The 23386-nt window shown below is 37.9% G+C and carries 17 protein-coding genes and 3 pseudogenes; 17 read left to right on the top strand and 3 right to left on the bottom strand.

Annotation, left to right across the window (positions count from 1 at the left end):
* Position 1 precedes the first annotated feature (1 nt).
* From cydD to JCM14932_RS02650, 3 genes are all read left to right on the top strand, one after another.
* Entirely contained in the window at positions 2 to 1747 is a 1746-nt protein-coding gene (cydD, locus tag JCM14932_RS02660; protein ID WP_025023503.1) for a thiol reductant ABC exporter subunit CydD, read from the top strand.
* On the top strand, positions 1734 to 3473 hold the full coding sequence (cydC, locus tag JCM14932_RS02655) for a thiol reductant ABC exporter subunit CydC (protein WP_025023502.1): 1740 nt from the start codon (positions 1734 to 1736) through the stop codon (positions 3471 to 3473). The genes cydD and cydC overlap by 14 nt, the downstream gene beginning before the upstream one ends.
* A 111-nt stretch (positions 3474 to 3584) precedes the next feature.
* Complete coding sequence (locus JCM14932_RS02650) at positions 3585 to 3794, top strand: hypothetical protein (protein ID WP_025023501.1); 210 nt, start codon at positions 3585 to 3587, stop codon at positions 3792 to 3794.
* A 48-nt stretch (positions 3795 to 3842) separates the two neighbouring features.
* On the opposite strand, the gene JCM14932_RS02645 is transcribed toward JCM14932_RS02650, so the two are convergent.
* Entirely contained in the window at positions 3843 to 4814 is a 972-nt protein-coding gene (locus JCM14932_RS02645; protein ID WP_025023500.1) for a polyprenyl synthetase family protein, read from the bottom strand.
* 84 nt (positions 4815 to 4898) lie between these two features.
* Between JCM14932_RS02645 and JCM14932_RS02640 the strand changes: the two genes are divergently transcribed.
* The gene (locus JCM14932_RS02640; protein WP_025023499.1) at positions 4899 to 5813 is read left to right on the top strand and encodes a 1,4-dihydroxy-2-naphthoate polyprenyltransferase; all 915 of its coding nucleotides are present in this window, start codon (positions 4899 to 4901) and stop codon (positions 5811 to 5813) included.
* Here the strand turns inward: JCM14932_RS02640 and JCM14932_RS02635 are convergent, their stop codons facing one another.
* Positions 5814 to 7010 carry an acetate/propionate family kinase gene (locus tag JCM14932_RS02635; protein WP_025023498.1) on the bottom strand — a complete coding sequence of 399 codons (1197 nt, stop codon included), beginning with the start codon at positions 7008 to 7010 and terminating at the stop codon, positions 5814 to 5816.
* 138 nt (positions 7011 to 7148) lie between these two features.
* Here JCM14932_RS02635 and JCM14932_RS02630 point away from each other — a divergent pair, with 138 nt between their 5' ends.
* The 8 genes and pseudogenes from JCM14932_RS02630 (at position 7149) to JCM14932_RS14310 (ending at position 16233) form a co-directional block, all read left to right on the top strand.
* Entirely contained in the window at positions 7149 to 8837 is a 1689-nt protein-coding gene (locus tag JCM14932_RS02630; protein ID WP_025023497.1) for a coiled-coil domain-containing protein, read from the top strand.
* 37 nt (positions 8838 to 8874) lie between these two features.
* Positions 8875 to 9096, top strand: a complete 222-nt coding sequence (locus JCM14932_RS02625; protein WP_025023496.1) for a hypothetical protein — start codon at positions 8875 to 8877, stop codon at positions 9094 to 9096.
* 72 nt (positions 9097 to 9168) lie between these two features.
* Positions 9169 to 10101, top strand: coding sequence for a glycosyltransferase family 2 protein (locus JCM14932_RS02620; RefSeq protein WP_025023495.1), 933 nt, complete (start codon positions 9169 to 9171; stop codon positions 10099 to 10101).
* Positions 10102 to 10222: 121 nt separating this feature from the next.
* A complete protein-coding gene (locus tag JCM14932_RS02615) occupies positions 10223 to 10810 on the top strand; it encodes a TetR/AcrR family transcriptional regulator (RefSeq protein ID WP_025023494.1) in 588 nt (195 codons plus the stop codon).
* An 8-nt stretch (positions 10811 to 10818) separates the two neighbouring features.
* A pseudogene (locus tag JCM14932_RS17585) lies at positions 10819 to 11966 on the top strand (cation:proton antiporter).
* An 87-nt stretch (positions 11967 to 12053) separates the two neighbouring features.
* Positions 12054 to 13241, top strand: coding sequence for an NAD(P)/FAD-dependent oxidoreductase (locus JCM14932_RS02605; RefSeq protein ID WP_025023493.1), 1188 nt, complete (start codon positions 12054 to 12056; stop codon positions 13239 to 13241).
* Between the two features lie 142 nt (positions 13242 to 13383).
* Positions 13384 to 14151, top strand: a complete 768-nt coding sequence (locus tag JCM14932_RS02600) for a DUF1003 domain-containing protein (protein WP_025023492.1) — start codon at positions 13384 to 13386, stop codon at positions 14149 to 14151.
* Positions 14152 to 14215: 64 nt separating this feature from the next.
* Positions 14216 to 16233, top strand: a pseudogene (locus JCM14932_RS14310) (KUP/HAK/KT family potassium transporter).
* Positions 16234 to 16262: 29 nt separating this feature from the next.
* On the opposite strand, the gene JCM14932_RS02590 reads toward JCM14932_RS14310, so the two are convergent.
* Positions 16263 to 16820: a cysteine hydrolase family protein gene (locus JCM14932_RS02590; RefSeq protein ID WP_025023491.1), complete on the bottom strand. Its 558-nt coding sequence runs from the start codon at positions 16818 to 16820 to the stop codon at positions 16263 to 16265.
* 169 nt (positions 16821 to 16989) lie between these two features.
* Here JCM14932_RS02590 and cas9 (JCM14932_RS16915) point away from each other — a divergent pair.
* The 5 genes and pseudogenes from cas9 (JCM14932_RS16915) to csn2 all read left to right on the top strand — a co-directional run.
* Positions 16990 to 19410: pseudogene (gene cas9, locus JCM14932_RS16915) on the top strand (type II CRISPR RNA-guided endonuclease Cas9); the annotation flags it as partial.
* A 44-nt stretch (positions 19411 to 19454) separates the two neighbouring features.
* The gene (cas9, locus tag JCM14932_RS17375) at positions 19455 to 21044 is read left to right on the top strand and encodes a type II CRISPR RNA-guided endonuclease Cas9 (RefSeq protein ID WP_081776087.1); all 1590 of its coding nucleotides are present in this window, start codon (positions 19455 to 19457) and stop codon (positions 21042 to 21044) included.
* A gap of 158 nt (positions 21045 to 21202) precedes the next feature.
* Positions 21203 to 22081: a type II CRISPR-associated endonuclease Cas1 gene (gene cas1 / locus JCM14932_RS14305; RefSeq protein WP_034542454.1), complete on the top strand. Its 879-nt coding sequence runs from the start codon at positions 21203 to 21205 to the stop codon at positions 22079 to 22081.
* Positions 22082 to 22085: 4 nt separating this feature from the next.
* A complete protein-coding gene (gene cas2 / locus JCM14932_RS02570) occupies positions 22086 to 22391 on the top strand; it encodes a CRISPR-associated endonuclease Cas2 (protein ID WP_025023488.1) in 306 nt (101 codons plus the stop codon).
* Entirely contained in the window at positions 22388 to 23098 is a 711-nt protein-coding gene (csn2, locus tag JCM14932_RS02565; protein ID WP_025023487.1) for a type II-A CRISPR-associated protein Csn2, read from the top strand. Before cas2 ends, csn2 begins: the two co-directional genes overlap by 4 nt.
* Positions 23099 to 23386 lie beyond the last annotated feature (288 nt).

Here is a 23386-nt window from a genome sequence, read left to right as displayed (position 1 = left end):
AATGATTGATAAGCGGTTATTCAGCTTACCAGGAACAAAGAAACTATTCATAATGCTTGCAGGACTAACCCTCTTGCAAGCATTTGCTATATTATTCCAAGGTAAGTTTTTAGCAGAAGCACTAGTAAATTCGTGGGAACAAAAATCACTGCAAACTATTATCCAGCCAATGACATTCTTCGCAGTAGCCTTTATTTTGCGTCATTGTTTTAACTGGATAAACAACAAGATCGTCGAGAATTATGCAGAAAACACTTCAGAAGAAGTTCGTTCCCGTTTGCTTGATAAGGTATATACATCGGGACCTGCAATGATTTCCGCAGAAGGTACTGGTAGCTTAGTAACCTCTGCATTAGACGGAATTGATTTAATTGAGAACTATTTCAAACTTATTTTTACCAAATTAATGAACATGTCGATCATTCCACCAGTTCTGCTGGTCTATATTTACATGCAAAACTTAGCTTCAGGAATTACTTTGACTGTTATCGTGCCATTGGTCATCTTATTCATGATCATCTTAGGCCTGGCAGCTCAAGCTAAGGCCGATGCTCAATATCACCAATACACGATCCTATCCAATCACTTCTTGGATGCCCTCCGTGGTCTGCCAACACTCAAGATGTTGGGATTGAGTAAACGTTACGCCAAAAATATTTATACTGTCAGTGACGAATACCGTCGCCGTACGATGAATACTCTACGCATTGCTATCTTATCGACCTTTGCCTTAGATTGGCTGACAACGCTTGGTATTGCCATTCTAGCCGTCTTCTTAGGTCTAGGACTGATCAACAACAGTTTCCCGTTATTCCCAGCACTGGTTACCTTAATACTGGCTCCAGAATACTTCTTACCACTGCGTGATTTTTCAAGTGACTATCACGCTACACTCAATGGTAAAAATGCCTTGAGTGCCATCTTTAAGATTCTGGAATTCAAGGATACTGACGAAGAAGACACTTTGGACAATTTCACTTGGGACAAAAACTCAGAAGTCAATATCAAAGACTTAGTCTTCAACTACACGCGTGACCAGAGCAACGCCGATTCCAGTTTGGATATAGACCAACTCAAACTCTCTGGTTACACAAATATTGGTGTGATCGGTAAGTCTGGTTCTGGTAAAACAACTCTGATTCGTGCTTTAGGTGGCTTCTTAACACCTGATAAAGGCGTTATAACGGTTAATGGTAAATCTCTCAAGCACTTCAAACAGCGTGCTTGGCAAGACGAATTGACCTTCTTACCACAATCACCATACTTGTTCGCTGGAACAATCGCTGAGAACATTGCCTTTTACGCTCCAGAATCAACTGAAGAGCAAATTGAAACGGCCGCCAAAAAGGCCGGTCTAACAGACTTCATTGACAGTCTATCACTCGGTTATCAAACGATAATTGGAGAAGGCGGACGTGGTATCTCTGGTGGTCAACAGCAACGTATTATGCTGGCACGTGCCTTTTTGGCTAATGACCGTCATATCTTGATATTCGACGAGCCAACCGCTCACTTGGACATTGAAACTGAATATGCGTTGAAGAAACCAATGAAAGAGTTATTCAAGGATCATCTCGTGATCTTCGCAACCCACAGATTGCACTGGATCAAAGAAATGGATTACGTCATCGTTATGAATAATGGCCAAATTGCTGAACAAGGTACACCTGACGAGCTATCTAACCATAACGGTGCATACAAACAATTAATTTCTAATATGCGAGGTGATCAAAATGAACTTCTTTAAAACGTTCAAACACGATACGTGGGTCAAACCATATATTAAACAATACAAAGGTCTCTTGATCACTGTCTTACTATTAGGACTAGTTACTTCAATTTGTGCTTCAGCCTTGATGTTTACATCTGGTTATACGATCGACAAGGCCGCAACACACCCTGTCAATATTTTACTGATCTACGTGCCTATTTTACTGACTCGTGCCTTTGGTATCGGACGTCCAACTTTCAAATATATTGAACGACTCAAAAGTCACAATTGGGTCCTACGAGTAACTTCTAACTTGAGAACCCGTCTCTATACAACTTTGGAAAGTGACGCAGCCTTCTTAAATGAGCACCACAAGACTGGTGATATCATGGGACTCTTATCAGAAGACATCAGTCACTTACAGAATTTGTATCTCAGAACTGTCTTCCCAACAGTTATTTCTTACTTACTAACGATCATTGGCTCATTAGTATTAGGAATCTACAACCCTGCCTTCGGCTTCTTCGTATTCCTATTGCTGGCAATCGAAGTCTTAATCGTTCCCCTCGCATCCGTTGCTATCGAAAGCGCCAGACGTGAGCGTCAAAAGCAAATCAAAGCGGATTTATATACAAACCTTACTGACAACATCTTAGGTGCCGACGACTGGATCATCTCAGGTCGTAAGGATGACTTCAAGAACCTATCCGCGAAAAATATTTCTGAACTAAATACTTCAAAAAACAAATCTAAGTCATTCCGTAGAAATCGTGACTTATTCTTACAATTGATTTTTGCCGGAATCGCTATTTGCTTCATAATCTTCACTAACCTGACAATGACAGATGGTCAAGAACAAGCTAACTTTGTTTCCGCCGTAGTCCTCTGCCTATTCCCACTATCTGAGACATTTATTCCTGTCAGTCAAGGATACGAAGAATGGCCTGAATATCGTGACTCGATCTTGCGTTTGAATACCTTGAAACCCGTCGAGAATAATCTTCCCAAACAAGTCGAACTCGATCCTGCTGACTTCTCAGATATTGAGATCAATAACATCGACTTCGAATACGACGCTGACTCACCCATTCTGATCAAGAATTTTTCACAAGAAATCAAAAAAGGACAAAAAGTCGCATTACTAGGACCTAGTGGTATTGGTAAAACAACGATTCTTCAATTGATTCTAGGAGACTTAACTCCTCAAAAAGGTACCATCAAAGTTAATGGTCACAATGTGCAAGAGATCCAAGAACACCGTGAACAGATTTTCTCAGTCTTGAACCAGAAGCCATTCTTATTCAACACCAGCATCATGAATAATGTCCGTCTTGGTAACGAAAATAAGAGTGATTCCGAAGTAAAATCCGCTCTGGAAAAAGTTGGGTTAAAGAACTTAGTTGAATCCTTACCTGACAAGTACGAGACACTCGTTGGCGAAAATGGTTCCAACTTCTCTGGTGGTGAACAGGAACGTCTAGCCCTAGCTCGTATCTTGCTGCAGGATGCTCCTGTCGTGCTATTAGACGAACCAACCGTCGGACTGGACCCTATCACAGAGAATGACCTACTAACGACCTTCTTCAGCGTTCTACATGACAAAACAATTATCTGGGTAACTCACCACTTGCAAGGAATCGATCACGTCGATCACGTTATCTTCATGAATTCTGAAGAGATCGAAATGCAAGGTTCACCACATGAGTTATATCAGACAAATAAGCATTTTAATGAACTATACAAAATGGACCAAGGTCTCTAATCTTATAACGCCTAGATAGGCGTTATTTTTTATCATCAACTGATTCTTATATTTTGCATACCAAGTGATTAGGTTGTACTATCACCAAAAATAAGTATTGGGGTGATCAAAATGTTTAAGTGGATCAACTACATCATTGTCTTTATTATTGCCGCTGCCGGAGTCATCTGGTTCAGAATGTTATACTCTGATAACTCATCTCTAGATATTTTTTCACTAGGCATCTTGTTTTTCGTCGCCACTTATCTAGTGATCAGATACAATAAGAAAACTAACTATAAAAAGAACTATGACAGACTAAAAAGTCGTGTGAAAAAGTAAAATAGCCAACTATCGTTATAACGATAGTTGGCTATTTTTGTAACGCCGTTATTTGATTCTGTCTAACAACTTCTTGACTACTTTTTTCAAAACTAATTTATTTTTGCCATTTGGTAACAAGTTTATTCGACGTAAAGCATGCTGATTATAGGTTCTGGCAATATCTTTTGCCTTATCCAGATATCCTTCGTTCGACACAATATCTGCAGCTTCTTGGATCATTTCATCGCTCAAGTTGGTCCCCGACAAAATCGAAACTAGCTTTTCGTTTTTATCCTGCAATCCTAAGATATATGGCAATGTATAGACACCATTCTTGAGATCTTCAAAGTTTGGTTTCCCTGTCGTTTGGCTATCACCAAAATCCAAAATATCATCGATGATTTGAAATGACATACCGATATCATGACCAATATTCTTACTCAAACGAATGATTTTTTCATCCGCTTCACTTATGATCGCACCCATCTCGGTACTAAGGCTGAATAATTCAGCCGTCTTGCCACTGACTTCCCTAATGTACATTTTAGCTGTAGCATCCACGTTATAGTTGATCAGCATTTGATCCAATTCCCCAATTAAGATTTTTTTCATGCTGAGTGAATTAATTAAAATATCCTTTTGAGCCGGGGAAAACCTTGAGATCATCTCAAAATACAATGTAAATAAATAATCTCCAGCATAGATAGCGTTACGCTTGCCATAATGCGTATGAATCGTTGGTTTGCCACGTCGTAGCGGTGAATCATCGATAACATCATCATGAATCAATGTCGCAACGTGTAGCAATTCCAAGGAAGCAGCTAGTGGTATTAGCTCTTCGTTCTGCTTCTTGTCCGGTCCGAACGCACTAAATAATAGAAAGAATGCTGGTCGAAGCATCTTACCGCCTGAGGTCAAATCAATTATCATCTGACTGATCTCGGTATTTCTAATTTTTACACTGCTATGAATAAAAGCAGTTGTCTGATCTAACTTACTATCGATACTCGGATAGTCTTTCCAAATTGAATGCGCCATGAAATCCCTCTCACCCTATATTACTTGTAGTGTAACTAAAACTAATTCTATAATATAGTTTATCAAATCCAAAGGAATGATTTTGTGAAACCGTCTGTATTTTTTGAATTAGTTGAAATAAAAGCAAAAACTGCCAGTGTTTTTCCCTTCTTAATGGGAACATTGTACTCATACTATCACTGGCAGTCGATTAATGCTCTTGATTTAATTTTGTTCTTCATCGCCATGTTCTTATTTAACATGGCAGTCGATATTAACGACAACTATTGGGACTACAAAAACGCTACTGGAGCTGAGAGTTTTCGTAGAAACACCAACGTTATCGGCGTTCATCATCTAAATATTCATCTGATCGGTTGGATCGATTTTACCTTCACAGCTATCGCTGCTTTGATCGGAATTTTCATCGTTTATCGAACCGGGTTACCATTATTATTTATGGGACTATTCTCTTTTGCCGTTGGATTCTTATACGCCGGCGGACCACACCCCATTAATCGTGGACCACTCGGAGAATTTTTCTCTGGTTTCACAATGGGCTTTATTATCTATCTGATTGCCATCTACATCAACGTCTTCGACGCACCGGCTGCAATTTTAGATTTCAAGTTTTACGGTGATATTCTACTATCATCATTGCTAACCGTCTTCGCAATATCCAACCTTCTACTCGCCAACAATATCGCTGACGAAGCTGAAGACAAGACGCTGGGTCGCAAGACCCTTGTCTATTACCTAGGCAAAAGCAATTCGATTTTTATTCTAAAATCACTATATGTTCTAGGCTATTTGGCCCTAACTTGCTCGATTCTTATCGGCCTATTGCCCAAGATGATGTTTCTGACTTTCTTGATTTTACCAATAGTTTATAAGAACACAAAAGCCTTCTGTAATGATCCTATCAAAAAGAAGACTTTTCCATTTATTATTAAAAATTTACTTTTGATCACTCTAACTGAAGTCGTTACCTTCTTCATTGGAGTACTACTCAACTTCTAATTATTTATTAAGTAATTCTGCGAATCCATAAGTATCTTGAGCAATCATTAGTTCTTCATCAGTAGGCACTGTATAAGCAGCAATCTTGGAATCGTCTGTTGTAATGCGGACTTCTTTTCCACGCAACTTGTTGTTCTCAGTGTCTATTTTTACACCCAAATAATTGAATGAATCCAAGATATCTTCACGAACCTCTGGAGAATTTTCACCAACACCAGCGGTGAATGCTAAGACGTCCACACCACCCATTTCAGCAATGTATGAACCGATATACTTCACAATACGATTGCGGAAAATATCCAAAGCTAGCTTGGCACGATCGTTAGTATCTTGTACAGCTTCAATATCACGCATATCAGCTGAGACACCAGAGATACCTAGTAATCCTGACTTGTGATTCAAAATTTCGATCATATCGTCGATATCAGTTAGTCCAAGTTTTTTCATCAAATATGGCAAGATAGAAACATCGATGTCACCGCTTCTAGTACTCATTGTAATACCTGATAGTGGAGTGAATCCCATCGAGATATCGAATGCCTTACCATGTTTAATAGCACTGATTGAGGCACCACTACCCAAATGCATAACGATAACATTTTTATCTTCGATTCCACCATCAACCAATTCATTAAGTCGTTGAGCAATGTAACGATGACTAGTTCCGTGGGCACCATAACGACGTGCTTTGAATTCCTTGTAGTTATCTAAGTCAACACTATACAAGTAGTTAACTTCCGGTATGTCGGCAAAAAATGATGAATCAAACACAGCTACCTGAATAGCTTTGGGGACTAACTTTTTGAAAACGTCGATGTAATAAGCTTCGATTTTGTTATGCAAAGGTGCGTATTCCGACAATTGAAGAATCTTATCTAAGTTTTCTTCTGTCACGATTTCAGACTTCTTAAATTCTTCCCCACCAGCAACGACACGATGACCAAATGCTACGATGTCTTCGAACCTTTGAATGATATCTCTATCTTTTAAAGCATCTAGAACTGATAATACGGCGATCTCATTCGATTCAATAGCTTCCTCACGTTCAAATTTTTCACCGTTATATTTAAGCTTGAAGACCGATTTGGGTGAACCCAAACGATCGATCATACCTGAAGCGATTGTCTTCTTTTCAGGCATTTCGAACAACTTCCACTTCAAAGTTGAACTTCCCGCATTTATGGCCATTATCTTCATATATAAATCTCCCTTATTTTTGATGTTAACATTTAGCTCAAGCGGTAGCTTGATAGGCTTCGCAACAGCTTTACACCACTTTAAAAAAATGCTACTCTTTAGTAACTATTATAAGTCAATTGTTGGGGGAATTCATTCGTGAAATTTTTAGATATGTTACGCAAAATAGATGCAGATCCAGAGAAGAGCGCTCAAAGTACTGATAACGCTTCCTCTCATGCGTCTCAAGAAAAGTCGGCGGTTGACAAAAATAGTCAAAATACCGACCAAAAAAATGAAGTTGTCGAAGAAAAACACGAAGAAAAAGAACAACTTCCTGTAACTACTCATGACAAACGCGTCAATATCGAAGAGCAAATGGACCAACTTTCACACCATTACGCTCAATTACGTAACGATCTAAAGACGAATCTTTTCTCAGAAAAAGATGCACATGAAACTAAGAAAGAAACACTTGATAATTATTTGGGCACCCTAAAACGTGACCAAAAAGAATCAAACGAGAAACTTGCTGACGTTAAGGCACAAAATGACGATGCTGAAACAGAACGCCTAGCTGGTGTTCACGCTGATCAAAAAGAACAAGTTGCATTATTAGATAACTTCAAATCACAACAACAAGAATTATCCGACAAAATTTCCGACAACCAATCAAAACTAAGCAACGCCAAAGACGAATTGACTAAGAACGAACAAGCTGAAGCTAACATGTCCTCTTCCATCAAGGAAGAAAAAGACCTTCAAAAAATGATGGTCCTCATGGAAGAACAAAAGAAGTCAATCGACAAGTTGTATAAAGAACGTGAAGATATCCAAGCTACGATCGATGACATCAAGGCTACGATCGATTCACTTCAAACAGAATTAGATGAAGCTAATAAGAATATTAATGATACCAGTTCCAATATTGATATGTTGAAGTCAAAAGCTAACCAAATCGAAGACAAGATCAAAAACGACCGCAACTACCGTATTGAAACAAAGGCTGGTCTTGAGAGACATCTTCAAAGTCTCGCTGACGAACGTGAAAAAATCGAATCTGAATTGGAAGAAGTTAATGGCAACATTGACTACCTTGAAAAATACATCAAGGACGTCTTCCATTCAGCTTATTTAGTACGTGACGTATACTTGGACAAAGATAAGGACTACTACGTAACAGCTGATGCATTCGAAACAGAATCACAGCAACGTGATGTCTTCGATATGATTCAATTCTTAGAGGCCAAACTTCAAAAACCAGTTACATTGGTTTCAAGTTTTTATAACAATCACTTGAACGAACTGGTCGACCATAACGCTAAAGTTGCTAAAGTACACATTCCTAACGTTGTCAGTCTATTCGACCAACTTCAAGCTAGTCCTAACCCAACAGATAAGACCGTTACGATTCCTGAAAACGACGGATGGGTAACTAGAACTGACGTCAAATCACATGACACCGTTATTTACGATCAAAGCAATACCTTGTTGATGACCGTTGAATATGACAACACTAATGACGATAAGAAGATCGACCGTATCAACTACTACAAGAACGAACAAGTGGTTAAAGCTAATATCTATAACGCTGCTGGTCAATTATCATCAGTTCAAAATTTTAACAAAGAAAAAGTTCTTACAGAACAAAACTTCTATCGCACGGATGGTTCGATCGTTCTAACAATTATCTTTGAAGATAACAAACCAACTAGTTATCAATTATTCGACAAGAATGGTCTACTAGAACACGACTTCAACAGCAAGGCTGAACTTATTACTTGGTGGCTCGAGAGCATCTCACCTGATACTCAATACTCAAAATGCTATCTTTGTAGGAAGTACTGACGATCAACTTTATCAATTAATTATCAAAGAAGACAAATTGAACAGTGACCAAACGATCTCACTCCTTCAAAACGTTTCTGATAACATCGAAAACGTGATCAAATCACTTGATAAGAATCAAGATGTAAATAATATCTTAGTTCAATTCAGTAAAGACCTTCACGCCATTGAAAGTGCAACAAACCGTGATATCAGTGTCAGTGTTATCAGAACTTCCAACAGTAGCAACCTTGCATTACCTGAATCACTAGAAATATAATAGTAATTATGATGGGTACTCATCTGTTTGAGTGCCTTTTTTTGAATCAAGCTTAGGAAAGTGAATAAGAATATGAAAACCATATCCGTAATTGTGCCCTGTTATAACGAAGAAGAAACGATCAATTTATATTATGACGCTATGACTAAGGTAAAAAATGACAGTAACAAATTCAAACTTGAATACTGGTTTGTGGACGACGGATCAAAAGATAGAACCTATCCCGTCCTAAAAGAGTTACAAGCTGCTCACCCTGATGAAGTACACTACATTACTTTTTCAAGAAACTTCGGTAAAGAGTCAGCTCTCTATGCTGGTCTGAATGCTGTAACTGGCGATTATACCGCTGTTATGGATGTCGACTTACAAGACCCACCAGAAATGTTAGAAGAAATGTTTGATCTGCTGGAAACTGACGAATACGACTGTGTCGGAACTGCCCGTATGGATCGTGAAGGTGAAAATCCAATTATTTCTTTCTTCTCCAATGGCTTCTATGGCGTCATCAATAAAATGTCACAAACTAAGATCATCCCTGGAGCTCGTGATTATCGCTTAATGACACGCCAAATGGTCGATTCAATTCTATCAATGACTGAATACAACCGTTTCTCCAAAGGAATCTTCAGCTGGGTCGGCTTCAGAACTAAGTACTTGCCATACAAGAACCGTGAACGTGTTGCCGGAACTACTTCATGGAACTTCTGGAAGTTACTCAAGTATGCCATCACAGGTATTATTGACTTCACTGAACGTCCACTGATGTTCGCAACTTGGATGGGGATCTTCTTCTCAGGAGTCTCAGTCATAGCTATTATCGGAATTATAATTCGCAAATTGATATACCCACTAAGCAGTGTCACCGGCTGGGCGTCAATGGTTTCGATCATCCTCTTGATCGGCGGTATTCAATTACTAAGTATTGGTATTCTGGGAGAATACATCGGGAAGATCTTCTTAGAGGTTAAGAAGCGTCCGATTTATATCATAAGAGAGAAAAAATAAAGGCCTCAACTTTGGCCTTTATTTTTTTATTGAAATTATTTCTTATCATATGATAAATGGCGGCAAAAGCACGTAACAATAGGCTATAATAGAATCAACGAACATGAGGACGGATAATAAAATGAATTCACGCGATAAACAAGCGGAAAATACAAAGAATGCAATCTTGCGAGTAGCCGCTAAAGACTTCTTATCTCAAGGATATCAAGCTACATCTACTAGAAAAATTGCACAAGAATTAAACATCACTCAGCCTAACATGTATCATTACTATAAGAACAAAAAGGTTCTATACGTTAAGGCGATCGAGCATGAAGTCGGCGGTTTTAGTGAAAAGTTATATTCTGAATACAACCGCAACAAAGATCTACCTTTCGATGAAATGCTGACAACTATTTCGACTTTCATGGTCGAAAATTTTAAACTCAACTTCTTCATGTTGAGACACGATTTAGATACCGTTTTTACTGATGAAGAAAAAAAAGAAATCAGTAAAAACTGGGACGGCGGATATTACAAAGTTTTATTTAACATTTTTCAAGCGCACAAAGATGAACTTCGAACAGACTTATCAATTCCGGTTCAAGTAGGAACCTTCTTGACGATGCTTGTTCCTTACATCGAGTACAGTGAAGCTCACCGCAAAAGAAACATTGCTAACTTGAATACCATGATCAGGATCTTCCTGCATGGTATCAAAAAAGAATAGGAGAACCTATGGAATTTATAACCCTGATAGCTCTAATGCTCTTCCTAACGTTGATCGTTAGTCACATATTCAATAAGATGAATCTTCCAGCTGTGATTGGGCAGTTGATATTGGGGGTTCTCTTGGGTCGTGGTCTGTTAAACATTGTTAAACCGACTCACGAATTGGAACTGTTCGCTGACATTGGCGTCATCATGCTGATGTTCATTGCTGGACTGGAAAGTGACTTGAAGTTACTTCGCAAACACTTAGGACCGAGCATCACAGTAGCTATTTTCGGGGTTATTCTTCCGGTTGCTTTAACGTTATTAACCGCTTTGATCTTTGGAATCAATTTACGTGAAAGTATTTTTATTTCAGTTGTTTTCGCTGCGACGTCGGTGTCTATCTCCGTTGAAGTATTAAAGAGTTTAAATTATTTATCTAGTACTTCTGGGACAGTTATTTTGGGTGCCGCGGTAGCGACGATATTTTGGCGATTTCTATCCTAAGTGTGATGTCAGGAACATTGACTGGACACTTTTCCATGAAAAAAATCTGGCTGCTCTTGGCACTTTGGATACTATTTATGATCGTGACCTATGTCACCTATCGTTGGATCGTACCAATGATAATGCATCTAGCTGAATACCTGGAGGCGACCCATGCTCCGACCATCACCGCCCTAGTCGTCTGCTTCCTATTCGCCTACTTCGCTGATTGGGTACAGTTAGACTCCGTTCTAGGTGCCTTTGTCGCCGGAATTGCTATCTCCAACTCACCGAATTACAATACCAAGATCAATCGTAATATTGAGATCATTGGCTATTCAGTATTTATCCCGATTTTTTTCATTAGTATCGGATTAAATCTCCAATTTGACAGTCTGATCAAAGATTTTTGGTTAATTCTACTATTCACTATTACCGGTATAGTTGGTAAACTTATCGGTGCAGGATTCGGAGCACGAATTTCTGGATTTAACATGAAAGATGCCTACGTTATCGGGTCGGGAATGATCTCTCGTGGTGAAATGGCACTGATCGTCGCACAGGTCGGTTTCAGTGTTCATCTATTATCAGAAGAATATTATTCTTCAGTGATTATCAGTATTATTTTGATTACGATTTTAGCACCATTTTTCTTGAAACACTCCATTAGTAAAAACCCTATATAATCTTATCAGTACCACTTATTTGATAAAAAGATATATAATGGTAGCGTAAACAATTTTTCAATCAATTACATGAAGGAGAAGGTTATTATGGCACATATTTTAGTATTAGGCGCTGGATACGGTGGGTTAACGGCCGCTCGTGACCTTGCCAAAACGACACCAGCAGGAACACAAATCGATTTAGTAGATAAAAATGCATTGCACGTTGAAAAAACTGGACTACACATGATTGCAGCAGGTACAACAAGAGCAGATGCTGTCAGCTTTGATATTCGTTCTGTTCTTCCTTCAAGCGTCAACTTCATTCAAGCAACAGTTAAGAACCTAGACCTCGACAATAAGACTGTTGAATTCGAGGATCACGATGATATTTCTTATGATTATATTGTTGTAGCTCTTGGCTTCCGCTCAGAAGACTTTGGCCTAGAAGGTGCTAGCGATAACGCCCTCATCCTCCAAGACTTAGACACAGCCAAAAATATATATAAAACAATGAACAAAAATATTGCTAACTACAAGGAATCACAAGACCCAGCTGACTTGAGCATCGTTGTTTGTGGTGCCGGATTCACTGGTATTGAGATCCTTGGTGAATTAGTAGATACAGTTAAGATCCTCAAAGCAAAATATGGCGTTCCAGAAATCAAAGTCACATGTCTAGAAATGGCCACAAGAATTCTACCTATGTTCGATGAAAGCCTTGCTAGCTACGCTGTTTCATACCTAGAAAAGAATGGTATCAAACTTCTAACAGGTGCTAAGATCACTAAGATCGAACCAAAAGCCGTTGTCTATATGGATGGCGACACAGAGAAAAAGGTCGAAGGAAGCACAATTCTTTGGACTGTTGGTGTTAGTGGTAGTGATGTTATCAAGGATTCTGGACTTGAAGCTAGAAGAAACCGTGTTATGACAACATCATTCCTTAACCTTGAAGATCACCCTGAAGCATTCTTCATCGGTGACGACTCAGCCATGATCCCTGAAGGAGCAGAACGTCCATTACCAACTACTGGACAACTTGCATCAGCTGAAGGTGTTTCAGTTGCTGACAATATCGGTGCAGCATTGAATGGTAAGGAACTCAAACCATTCGTTTATAACTCACTTGGTACAATTGCTTCACTTGGTCAAAACCATGGTATCGCTGAAATCTTGAGTAAAGGTTACAAGTTCAAGGGTCACACAGCTTCACTACTCAAACATCTATCAGGAGACAGAAGTTTGATGGAAGTTGCCGGACTCAAGACAGCCTTCAAGAAGGGTACAATTTAATTTATAACCTACAAAAGACCTCGTTTGAGGTCTTTTTTTTTGCCAAATTGACATTTCGTATTATCATAACTAATTCAGTCTATTTAAATTGTTTTATTAATAGAAAGATATTAATATCTTTGGTAAATGTGAGGTGATAATCATGTCCGTCAAGAAAACACAAAACTGCATTATTTGCCAAAAACGCTTTTCCCCTACCGAAGGACTATTCTTAAGGGATCTAAATGAGACTCTCCAACAGGAGATCAAAAGTAAAAATAGTTTCGCCAAAGATTCCAGCTTCATCTGCTTACGTGACCTACAGATTATTCGCCTCTCGCACATGCAAACCATCATCGATCATGATCTAGAGATCGACCGACGTATGAATTCGGAACTGCAAAAAGAATTATCCAAGGAAACCTATGAGATCAGGAATCTTAATGACACTATTCATGGAAAGCTCACTCGTGGCCAAAAATTATCCGATGCTGTCGCTAGATTCGGTGGTAGCTGGGGCTTCATTATTACTTTTGTAATTATTTTGATCGTCTGGATGGCCATCAATGTTGTCCATCTATTTGGAATCAACTTTGATCCGTATCCCTTCATATTACTCAATCTATTCTTAAGCTGTATCTCCGCAATTCAGGCACCAATCATCATGATGAGCCAAAATCGCCAAGCTGACCGTGATCGTTTCGACGCCGAGAATGATTATCGTACTAATAGTAAATCTGAAAAAGAAATCAGTGTTCTACACGAAAAAATCGACCAACTCAACGAGGTCCAGTGGCCACACTTACTTGATATCCAAAAAATGCAGATCGAAGTACTGAGTGAATTGGAGAATGAGATCCAATCTTTAAAAGATGAACAAAAACGGCAAAATAATCCTGAGCATCTGCGTCATCGTAGGAAAAATTTATAATGCTCTTTGATTGTTATTATTATATTTTCAGACTAGTATCACCTTTGCAGATCAGGAGGATTAGATAATGAAAAAAACGACATCCTCATTTTCAAAATTAGGTATGCTGATAACTTTGGGCATCGTTTATGGCGATATCGGTACCTCACCACTCTACGTTATGAACGCGATAATCAATGATGCCGGTAAGATGAAACAAGCGGTCCCTGAATATATCATCGGTAGTATTTCATTGATTTTTTGGACTTTGATGCTGATAACGACGATCAAATATGTCTGTATCGCCATGAAAGCTGATAACCATAGTGAAGGTGGCATCTTCGCCTTATTCGCTCTGGTGCGCACTAAGAAATGGCTGATCATCCTGCTTTGATCGGTGGCTCTGCTCTACTTGCTGACGGCACACTGACCCCGGCCGTTACCGTTACTTCAGCAATGGAAGGTCTCAAGGGACAGTCGATCGGTAGCTTCACCATGTCCAATGATCAGAGCGTCATTCTAGTCATGGTCACCGTTATTCTCTTGACGATTTTTGTCATTCAAAAATTTGGAACCGACCGTATCGGCAAGTCATTCGGTCCCATTATGCTCATTTGGTTTAGTTTCATCGGTATTACAGGACTGCTCAATATTACTAACGACTGGACTGTTTTACGCGCCCTATCACCAATTTATGCTGTTAAGATCCTGACTAGTCCTGTCAATCATGTCGGTATTTTCATACTGGGAAGTGTCTTTTTGGCAACAACCGGTGCCGAAGCCTTGTATTCTGATATGGGACAAGTTGGTAAGTACAATATCTACGCCACTTGGCCATTTGTTTACTCCATGCTGATGCTCAATTACTTGGGACAAGGTGCCTGGGTGATGTCACATTACTTAGACAAGCAATACATGAATCTCAATACAGTCAATCCGTTCTATGAAATGCTGCCAGGACAAACCAAGATATTTGCCATTCTCATTGCAACAATGGCAGCCATCATCGCTTCTCAAGCCTTGATCACTGGTTCATATACACTGGTTGAAGAAGCCATTGGACTCAAGATTTTACCTAGATTACGGGTTAAATTCCCGGGTGACAGTAAGAGTCAGCTCTACATCGGTTCCGTCAACTGGTTATTGTGCTTGGTAACACTCGGCATCGTCTGGAGCTTCCGGACTTCCGAACATATGGAAGCCGCCTACGGACTCGCTATTACCTTGACCATGTTGATGACAACGATCCTCTTACACCAATTCATCGTTATGAAAAAGCATCCCGTCGCTGCAGCAATATTTGTCAGTTTCTTCTTCACACTTGAGACACTCTTCTTTATTTCAAGTCTCGTCAAATTCGTTCACGGCGGCTATATTACCGTCATCATCACGACTCTCATCTTGATGGTCATGGTCGTCTGGTACTTCGGAAACAAACGCCGTGATATGTATTTGGACGAAAGCCAATCCGTTTCATTACTCGATTACATCCCTCAATTGGAAAAGTTGAGTAAAGACGAACGCGTACCGCTATATGCAACTAACCTGGTCTTCTTGAACCGGATCGAATCGGATTATTCGATCAAACGCTCTATAATTTATTCGATTCTTGATCAAGAACCTAAGCGTGCCAAAGTCTATTGGTTCATAACGGTTAATCAGACTGATAAGCCTTACGAGTGTAACTATAACGTCGATATGATGAATACGAGAAATGTTGTCGATGTTCAGTTGAACCTCGGATTCAAGAAGTCACAACACGTCAATATCTATATTCGTCAAATCGTCAACGGTTTGATGAATGACCACGTAATTGACTCGCAAACACCGGACTATTCTATGATGCCGGACCGTCGAGTCGGGTCATTCAAATTCGTTATTCTAAATGAACAATTCCAAGACCTCGGTGCTCAGGAACACATGAACAGTTGGGACAGATACCTAATTGGCGGACGTATCCTATTGCAGAATCTGACTCTGCCACCAGCATTGTGGTATGGCTTAGAATTCAGTGATGTTACTGAAGAAAAGGTTCCTCTATTCTTAGGTAGTCACGTCGATCATTATTTGGTCAAGAAACAAGTTAAGAACGTAAAAAAATAGACTTCCAAATGGAAGTCTATTTTTTCGCGCTATTTTACGATTTTAGCTCCTAATACCTTTTCAAAGTGTTCCATTGCCCAGTCATGACCTGTTTGGTTGAACGAAGCTACGCATGAGCTGTGAATTACTAATTTGTAGTTCAAATTGTAGGCATCGATGGCTGTATGCAAAACACAAATATCAGTGCAGACACCTGCTAGATGCAATGTATCAACATCACGTTCACGAAGTCGAATGTCTAAGTCAGTTCCAGCGAAGGCGCTGTAACGAGTCTTCGGAAATTGCTTGATGTTGTCCTCACCACGGTGCTTCTCATACCAAGGCTTGAGCTCTCCGTATAGTTCTCTACCCCAGGTATCTTGAATGTTGTGAGCTGGAAAAAGTTTGGACTCTGGGTGGTACTGATCAAATGGAATGTGCAGGTCAGTTGGTAGCCAGACCCAATCATCATTCTTGCGCATGTTCTCGGCTAGCTTAATGATATTAGGTTCAATATCTTGTCCCGGTTTGCCGCAAGTCAACGCTCCCTTGTCTGCTACAAAATCGTTCGTGTAATCAATAATAAGTAAAGCTTCATGTGATGCCATGTTCATCCCTACTTTCTTATTTGTTACCTTTGATTATTGATGGATATTGGGGATATGTCAAACTTTAGGTAAAAAAAACATTATTTTTATAAAAAATACGTAAAACATTTTCATTTTTGATAGAATTAAAGTGTTTTAGTACTTGTTACAAACTAGGAGGGAACAAGTTATGAATAGAAAAACGACCAAATTTAACATTGGGTTAGACATTGGTACCGGCTCCGTTGGCTGGGCAGTTACAGATGATAATTACAATTTATTGCATGCAAAAAAGAAAAACCTTTGGGGAGTACGTTTATTTAATACAGCTGAAACAGCGGCTGATAGACGACTTAATCGTTCTGCTAGAAGACGTTATCGCAGGCGTCGCAATCGTTTGAATTGGCTAGATGAAATATTTGCGGACGAATTATTCCAAGCTGATCCTGGATTTTTGAACCGAATGAAACACTCCTGGGTGTCAAAGAAAGACACAGCAAGAACTCGCGATGAATACAACTTATTCATCGATAAAGAATTCAATGACAAAACCTACTTTGACAAATATCCAACTATCTTTCATTTAAGAAAACATCTAATTGAGGATACACAAAAAGCTGATATTAGATTAGTTTATTTAGCCATCCATAATATCCTAAAATATCGCGGTAACTTCACTTATGAACATCAAAATTTCGATGTTTCGAAGATGAATGAAGGACTCGAAAATACTCTCTCAAACTTGAATAACTCATTAGACCTGTTCGGATTAAAATTACCTGACGATGCCGACTTCAAAAAAATCAGTGAAATACTACTAGAAAAAGATTGGAGTCCCAGCAGCAAAGTCAGCAGCATCATCACCTTACTAAAGCCTGAAAAGGATATGAAACAACTATACAAGCAAATATTTACTTTATTAGTTGGTAACAAAGCTGACCTAACAAAATTATTTAATATCGATTCTGCTGAAAAAATCACTATTAGTTTTTCTTCAAATACGATTGAAGCTGACCTAAGTGATGCTCAGGAAAAACTAACTGATGAACAATACGCCATCGTTGAAATGGCTAATCCAATCTATAGTACGATCGTTCTCAATGAAATCCTCAATGGTGAAACTTACTTAAGCTTTGCTCAAGTAACCAAATACGAAAATCATCACGAAGATCTGATGAAATTAAAAGACTTATGGAGAAACGATTCTGACCGTAAAGCAGTTAAAAAAGCTCGCCTTGCCTACGATAAGTATCTTGATGATGGTAAATACAATCTTGACGATTTTTATAAAGATCTCAAAAAATATCTATCTACAAAAGAAGACCCATATTCTCAAAGTGCATTAGAAAAAATGGAGAATCACCAATATCTCCTCAAACAAAGAACTAGTGATAATGGAGTTATTCCATTCCAACTTAACGAAAATGAATTAGTCAAAATAATCGATAATCAATCACAATATTATCCATTCCTAAAAGAAAATAAGGACAAAATCCTATCACTGATTAACTTCAGAATTCCATACTACGTTGGACCACTTCAAAGTGAAGATAAAAGTGACTTCGCCTGGATGGAAAGAAAAGCTAATGGCCCAATTCGTCCCTGGAACTTTGATGAAAAGGTTGACCGTGAAAAATCATCAAACAACTTCATCCGTCGCATGACTGCTACTGATACTTACTTGATTGGTGAGCCAGTACTTCCCAAGTACAGCTTAATTTATCAAAGATACGAAGTGCTCAGTGAATTGAACAATGTCCGCATCAAGAGTACTGGTGAAGAATCAGATAAGGGTTCACGTCTAAACGTTGATGTTAAACAACGTATCTACAACGAACTATTCAAGAAGCATACTACTATTTCAACAAAACGTCTGACAGATTGGTTGAGAAAAGAGAGTTATTATTCAGCACCTGAGATTCACGGACTAGCTGATAAAACCAAGTTCCTATCTAGTCTTTCATCATATCGTAAGCTAGCAAAAATATTTGGTAACGACTTCGTTGACGATTCAAAGAACCTCAAGCAACTAGAAGAAGTTATCGAATGGCAAACAGTCTTCGAAGATCGACAGATTCTTAAATTAAAATTGAAAAACTCAAAACTTTATACCGATGATCAAATCAAACAACTAGCAGCAATTCGTTATCAAGGTTGGGGGCGCTTCTCAAATAAACTACTCACACAATTATTGGTTGAAACAAAAGTCAATGGTGAACACATGCCAAGTAACCACTCAATTCTCGACTTGATGTGGCAGACCAAGAGTAACTTCATGGAAATAATTAGAGAAGATAAGTATAACTTCGAAAAACAAATCAAAGACTATAACGTTGGTGATGCAGCCGACAAGAAGCCACTAGATCTTGTCAACGAGCTACCAGGTTCACCAGCTCTAAAACGTGGTATCTGGCAAGCTATCGTTATCGTTCAGGAACTATCTAAGTTCATGAAACACGCTCCTGAACACATCTTTATTGAGTTCACTCGTGAAGATCAAGATAGTGGTATTACCAAATCAAGATACAATCAATTAGATAAAAAATATAAAAATATTGGTGATATGGTTCGTAACCTAGCACCCAAGTTGAAGAATACTCTATATCTTAAAGCTCAACTGAAAGACAAAAAAGACGCTCTATCAAATGAGCGACTATGTTGTACTTCCTACAAATGGGTAAAAGCTTATACAGTGAAGCCGAGATTGATATCAACCGTCTATTCACGACAGATTATCAAGTTGATCACATCTTGCCACAGTCATATATCAAGGACGATTCACTTGAAAATAAGGCTTTGGTCAAAGCAAGTGAAAACCAAAGAAAACTCGATGACTTACTCCTACCAAACGATGTCATTGCCAACAACATTCAACGTTGGCAACAACTAAAAAAAGCTGGAATGATGGGACCTAAGAAGTTCGCAAATCTAACTAGAACACAAGTTACTGAACAACAACAAAAAGGCTTCATCAATCGTCAGTTAGTTCAAACCTCACAGATGGTTAAGAACGTCGCCAATATTCTCGATAGTATCTATCCGGATACGCGGATTATCGAAACACGTGCAGGATTAGGCATGGGATTCCGTGATGCTTTCAGTCATCTTGACAAGACAACATATCACTACGAACATCCTGAATTCGTAAAAAATAGAAATGTTAATGACTTCCACCACGCTCAAGATGCATATATTTCAACAATTGTTGGAACGTACCAGTTGAAGAAATACCCACGTGATAATATGCGACTAGCTTTTGATGCTTATTCCAAGTTCTTTGAAGATCTTAAAAAAGAAGCTAGAAAGAAAGATGGTAAGGTTCCCGTTTATTCACGTAATGGATTTATTATTGGCTCAATGTTCAACGGTAAGACCCAAGTGAATAAGCAAAATGGTGAAATTATTTGGGATCAAAAGATTAAGGATAATATCAGTAAGACGTTTAAGTTCAAGCAATATAACATTACTAAACAGACTCATATTTATGACGGAGCTTTGTATAATGAGCTTATTCGTAAACATGATCCAAAAGCTAAACTAATACCGCTTAAAAAAGGAATTGATCCTACAATTTATGGTGGATATACAAGTGACAAACCTTCGTATTCAACATTAGTAAATTTGGATGGTAAAAAGAAACTAGTTAACATTCCTGTACGTATTGCACATGAAATTGATGCTGGACGAATTAATAAGCTTAACTGGATCTATGATAATACTAAACATAAAAAAGATATTGAAATTTTAATAGATAAGGTACCTATTGGACAGATTGTTGAAAGTTCTGCACGTGGCTACGTTTCATTACCTTCTGCAACAGAACTAATAAATGCAAAACAGCTTATTCTATCATATGAAGAAACAGCACTATTGTCTATTCTTAAAAAATCTTCAACCGACAATTATAAGTTTATTATTGATAACTACTCCCCTAATTATCTAAGTACAATATACAAAAATATTATTTCTAAAATGAAATTATATTATCCCCTTTATTCAAATGAAGCAAAACGATTCACAGAAAACGAAAATTATCTATTAAATATAGATAGTTCAGAACAATTTAATGTCTTAATAGAAATATTAAATCTCTTACATGCAGATTCCTCAAATGCTCGTCTTGAGTTCGGAAATATTAAAAACAAAGAATATGGAAGAAAACACAGAGAGTTTGAATTTTCCAATTCAGACTTCATCTACCAATCACCAACCGGTCTATACGAATCAAGAATTCACATAGATTAGCCTAAAAAAGGCAAAAAAAATAGCCCCCACGCGGGAGCCAGTCAATTGAGACTATTTAACATAAATGTTGATTTTAACTCAGTACGTCATTTCATGTAGTTTGAACAAGTTCATTATAAGTTATCCCTATAAAAATATCAATATAAAGGAGAATAATTATGGGATGGGAAACGGTATATGTAACTTCGAAGTGCAAATTGTCTTACAAGTCTAATCATTTATTGGTACAGAAAACAACTGAGATCACGGAGATTCCTTTTCATCAGATCAGTTGTATCCTAGTCGCAACAACACAAGTGGTCATAACTGGTTACTTAATATCTAAGTTAACTGAAGCAAATATTAAAATTATTTTCTGCGACAGTGACCATAATCCTTGCTCTGAATTAAATGGCTATTATTCAAACAGCAATCGTAATCAAAACATTGATAAACAATTTTCTTGGCCAATACCAAAGAAGGAACTTCTTTGGACTAATATTGTTACCAACAAAATTGAAAATCAAATTTATATTTTGAAACAACAGAAGCTCGATACCACTGAAGTAACTGATGAATTCAATAATATAAAAGATAATGATCGAACCAATCGCGAAGCTATAATTGCTATGAAATACTTTCCTGCTCTATTCGGAAGTAACTTTTCCCGTGGTAACCCTAAAGATGATATCAATAAGATGCTCAATTACGGTTACACAATCTTATTATCAACTGTCAATCAGGAGGTTATTGCACAAGGATATTTAACTCAAATTGGAATTCATCATCATAGTAATCAGAACGACTTCAATCTTTCTAGTGACTTGATGGAACCATTCAGACAATTTGTCGATCAAATCGTCATTGAGCATCAAGAAGATGTTTTTGACGAAGATACAAAGCTAGATATACTCGCCGTTTTAGAAAAAGAAATAACTTATAATGATAAGAATTACATTCTCAAAAATGCTATTACCCAACACGTTCAAAACTGCTTCAAGTTTTTAGATGCCAAAAAACAATCTATAGCTAAGGTGGAATTTAAGGATGAGGTGTAGAGTTATGAGACTAATGATCATGTTTGACTTACCAACATTGACTTCGCAAGATAGAAGAAACTATCGACAATTCATGAAAAAGTTACGCTTGGATGGATTCACAATGATGCAAGAATCCATTTACACATGCGTCTTAATCGATGCAACAGCAGCTAAGTTCTTAACTAATAAAGTAGAACTGTATGCTCCCAATAAAGGATTAATTCAAGCACTACCTATTACTGAAAAGCAATATGAAGCAATGAGATACCTGACTGGGAAAAAGAAAGATACTCCTGATAGAAGGTTCGAAAGGTTGGTAGTGATATGAGTCCAGAATCAATTACTATATACCCTTATGATCCATTTGATATTGACTACGGAATCACTTTTTTGAATGTTCAGTGCAAGGAAGAGTACGCATCATTCTTGTTTATGTTGAATCAGTTAAAGAAACATGAAACCTTTGTAGATGACATCGATCAGTTCATTCATTTTTATGTCGATGAAAAAGATAATTTAAAAACATCCCTAAAACAAATCGTCATGATTGGAGACTTAACCAGTTTTGAACTTAACTCAACTGGTAATTTGAAATTAGTTCTTCAAAAAATCGTCTCGGATAACCAAATTATTAATCACGACCGAATCGAAAAACTTAATCACGAATTAAATGAACTTATATTTGATTCAATAAGTAGTTATGATGAGACTTTTGAATATGATTTATTACCCGAATTAATAAAATTATTAAAATCCAAAGATTTTAAGATAGATAGTAGTAACTGGCAGAATTATTATGATAAACTTCAGTCAGTAGTTAGATTTTATGTAGAATTCAGTGATAAGAGATTATTACTGTTTCATGGGTTAGAACGCCTATGTAGTTTGGAACAACTTAATGAATTGAATGATTACTTAAAATCCATCAAGTTAGCTATAGTAAGTTTCGAATCATATCCAATGACATTGAAAAAGTCCGGCTTGAACACCCGAATTTATTCGATTGATGAGGATCATGTTCGATTTGACTATTAACACTTAAAGTTAACGTTAAGTAGGTGGTTTTAGAAGTACGTCATTTCATGTAGTTAAGAACCAACAATTAAAGCACAAATGTCTACTCTTGAGTTTTAGAAGTACGTCATTTCATGTAGTTAAGAACCCACGACAGTACAGCAAGACATCAGCCAAGGTTTTAGAAGTACGTCATTTCATGTAGTTAAGAACCGGTAAATGTTACTTCAAATGAGCTGACCCAGTTTTAGAAGTACGTCATTTCATGTAGTTAAGAACCGGTGATCAAAAGCTTGATAATGTATCTAA

The sequence above is a fragment of the Companilactobacillus nodensis DSM 19682 = JCM 14932 = NBRC 107160 genome (assembly GCF_000615905.1).
GTDB classification, from domain to species: domain Bacteria; phylum Bacillota; class Bacilli; order Lactobacillales; family Lactobacillaceae; genus Companilactobacillus; species Companilactobacillus nodensis.
Note: the sequence above shows the minus strand (reverse complement) of the source record. Positions and strands in the feature narration are given on the sequence as shown.

Excerpts from the sequence above, each read along its gene's own strand:
- cydD (WP_025023503.1), top strand. The coding sequence starts at position 2 with ATGATTGATAAGCGGTTATTCAGCTTACCAGGAACAAAGAAACTATTC.
- cydC (WP_025023502.1), top strand. The coding sequence starts at position 1,734 with ATGAACTTCTTTAAAACGTTCAAACACGATACGTGGGTCAAACCATAT.
- JCM14932_RS02650 (WP_025023501.1), top strand. The coding sequence starts at position 3,585 with ATGTTTAAGTGGATCAACTACATCATTGTCTTTATTATTGCCGCTGCC.
- JCM14932_RS02645 (WP_025023500.1), bottom strand. The coding sequence starts at position 4,814 with ATGGCGCATTCAATTTGGAAAGACTATCCGAGTATCGATAGTAAGTTA.
- JCM14932_RS02635 (WP_025023498.1), bottom strand. The coding sequence starts at position 7,010 with ATGAAGATAATGGCCATAAATGCGGGAAGTTCAACTTTGAAGTGGAAG.
- JCM14932_RS02620 (WP_025023495.1), top strand. The coding sequence starts at position 9,169 with ATGAAAACCATATCCGTAATTGTGCCCTGTTATAACGAAGAAGAAACG.
- JCM14932_RS02615 (WP_025023494.1), top strand. The coding sequence starts at position 10,223 with ATGAATTCACGCGATAAACAAGCGGAAAATACAAAGAATGCAATCTTG.
- JCM14932_RS02605 (WP_025023493.1), top strand. The coding sequence starts at position 12,054 with ATGGCACATATTTTAGTATTAGGCGCTGGATACGGTGGGTTAACGGCC.
- JCM14932_RS02600 (WP_025023492.1), top strand. The coding sequence starts at position 13,384 with ATGTCCGTCAAGAAAACACAAAACTGCATTATTTGCCAAAAACGCTTT.
- JCM14932_RS02590 (WP_025023491.1), bottom strand. The coding sequence starts at position 16,820 with ATGGCATCACATGAAGCTTTACTTATTATTGATTACACGAACGATTTT.
- cas9 (WP_081776087.1), top strand. The coding sequence starts at position 19,455 with ATGTTGTACTTCCTACAAATGGGTAAAAGCTTATACAGTGAAGCCGAG.
- cas1 (WP_034542454.1), top strand. The coding sequence starts at position 21,203 with ATGGGATGGGAAACGGTATATGTAACTTCGAAGTGCAAATTGTCTTAC.
- cas2 (WP_025023488.1), top strand. The coding sequence starts at position 22,086 with ATGAGACTAATGATCATGTTTGACTTACCAACATTGACTTCGCAAGAT.
- csn2 (WP_025023487.1), top strand. The coding sequence starts at position 22,388 with ATGAGTCCAGAATCAATTACTATATACCCTTATGATCCATTTGATATT.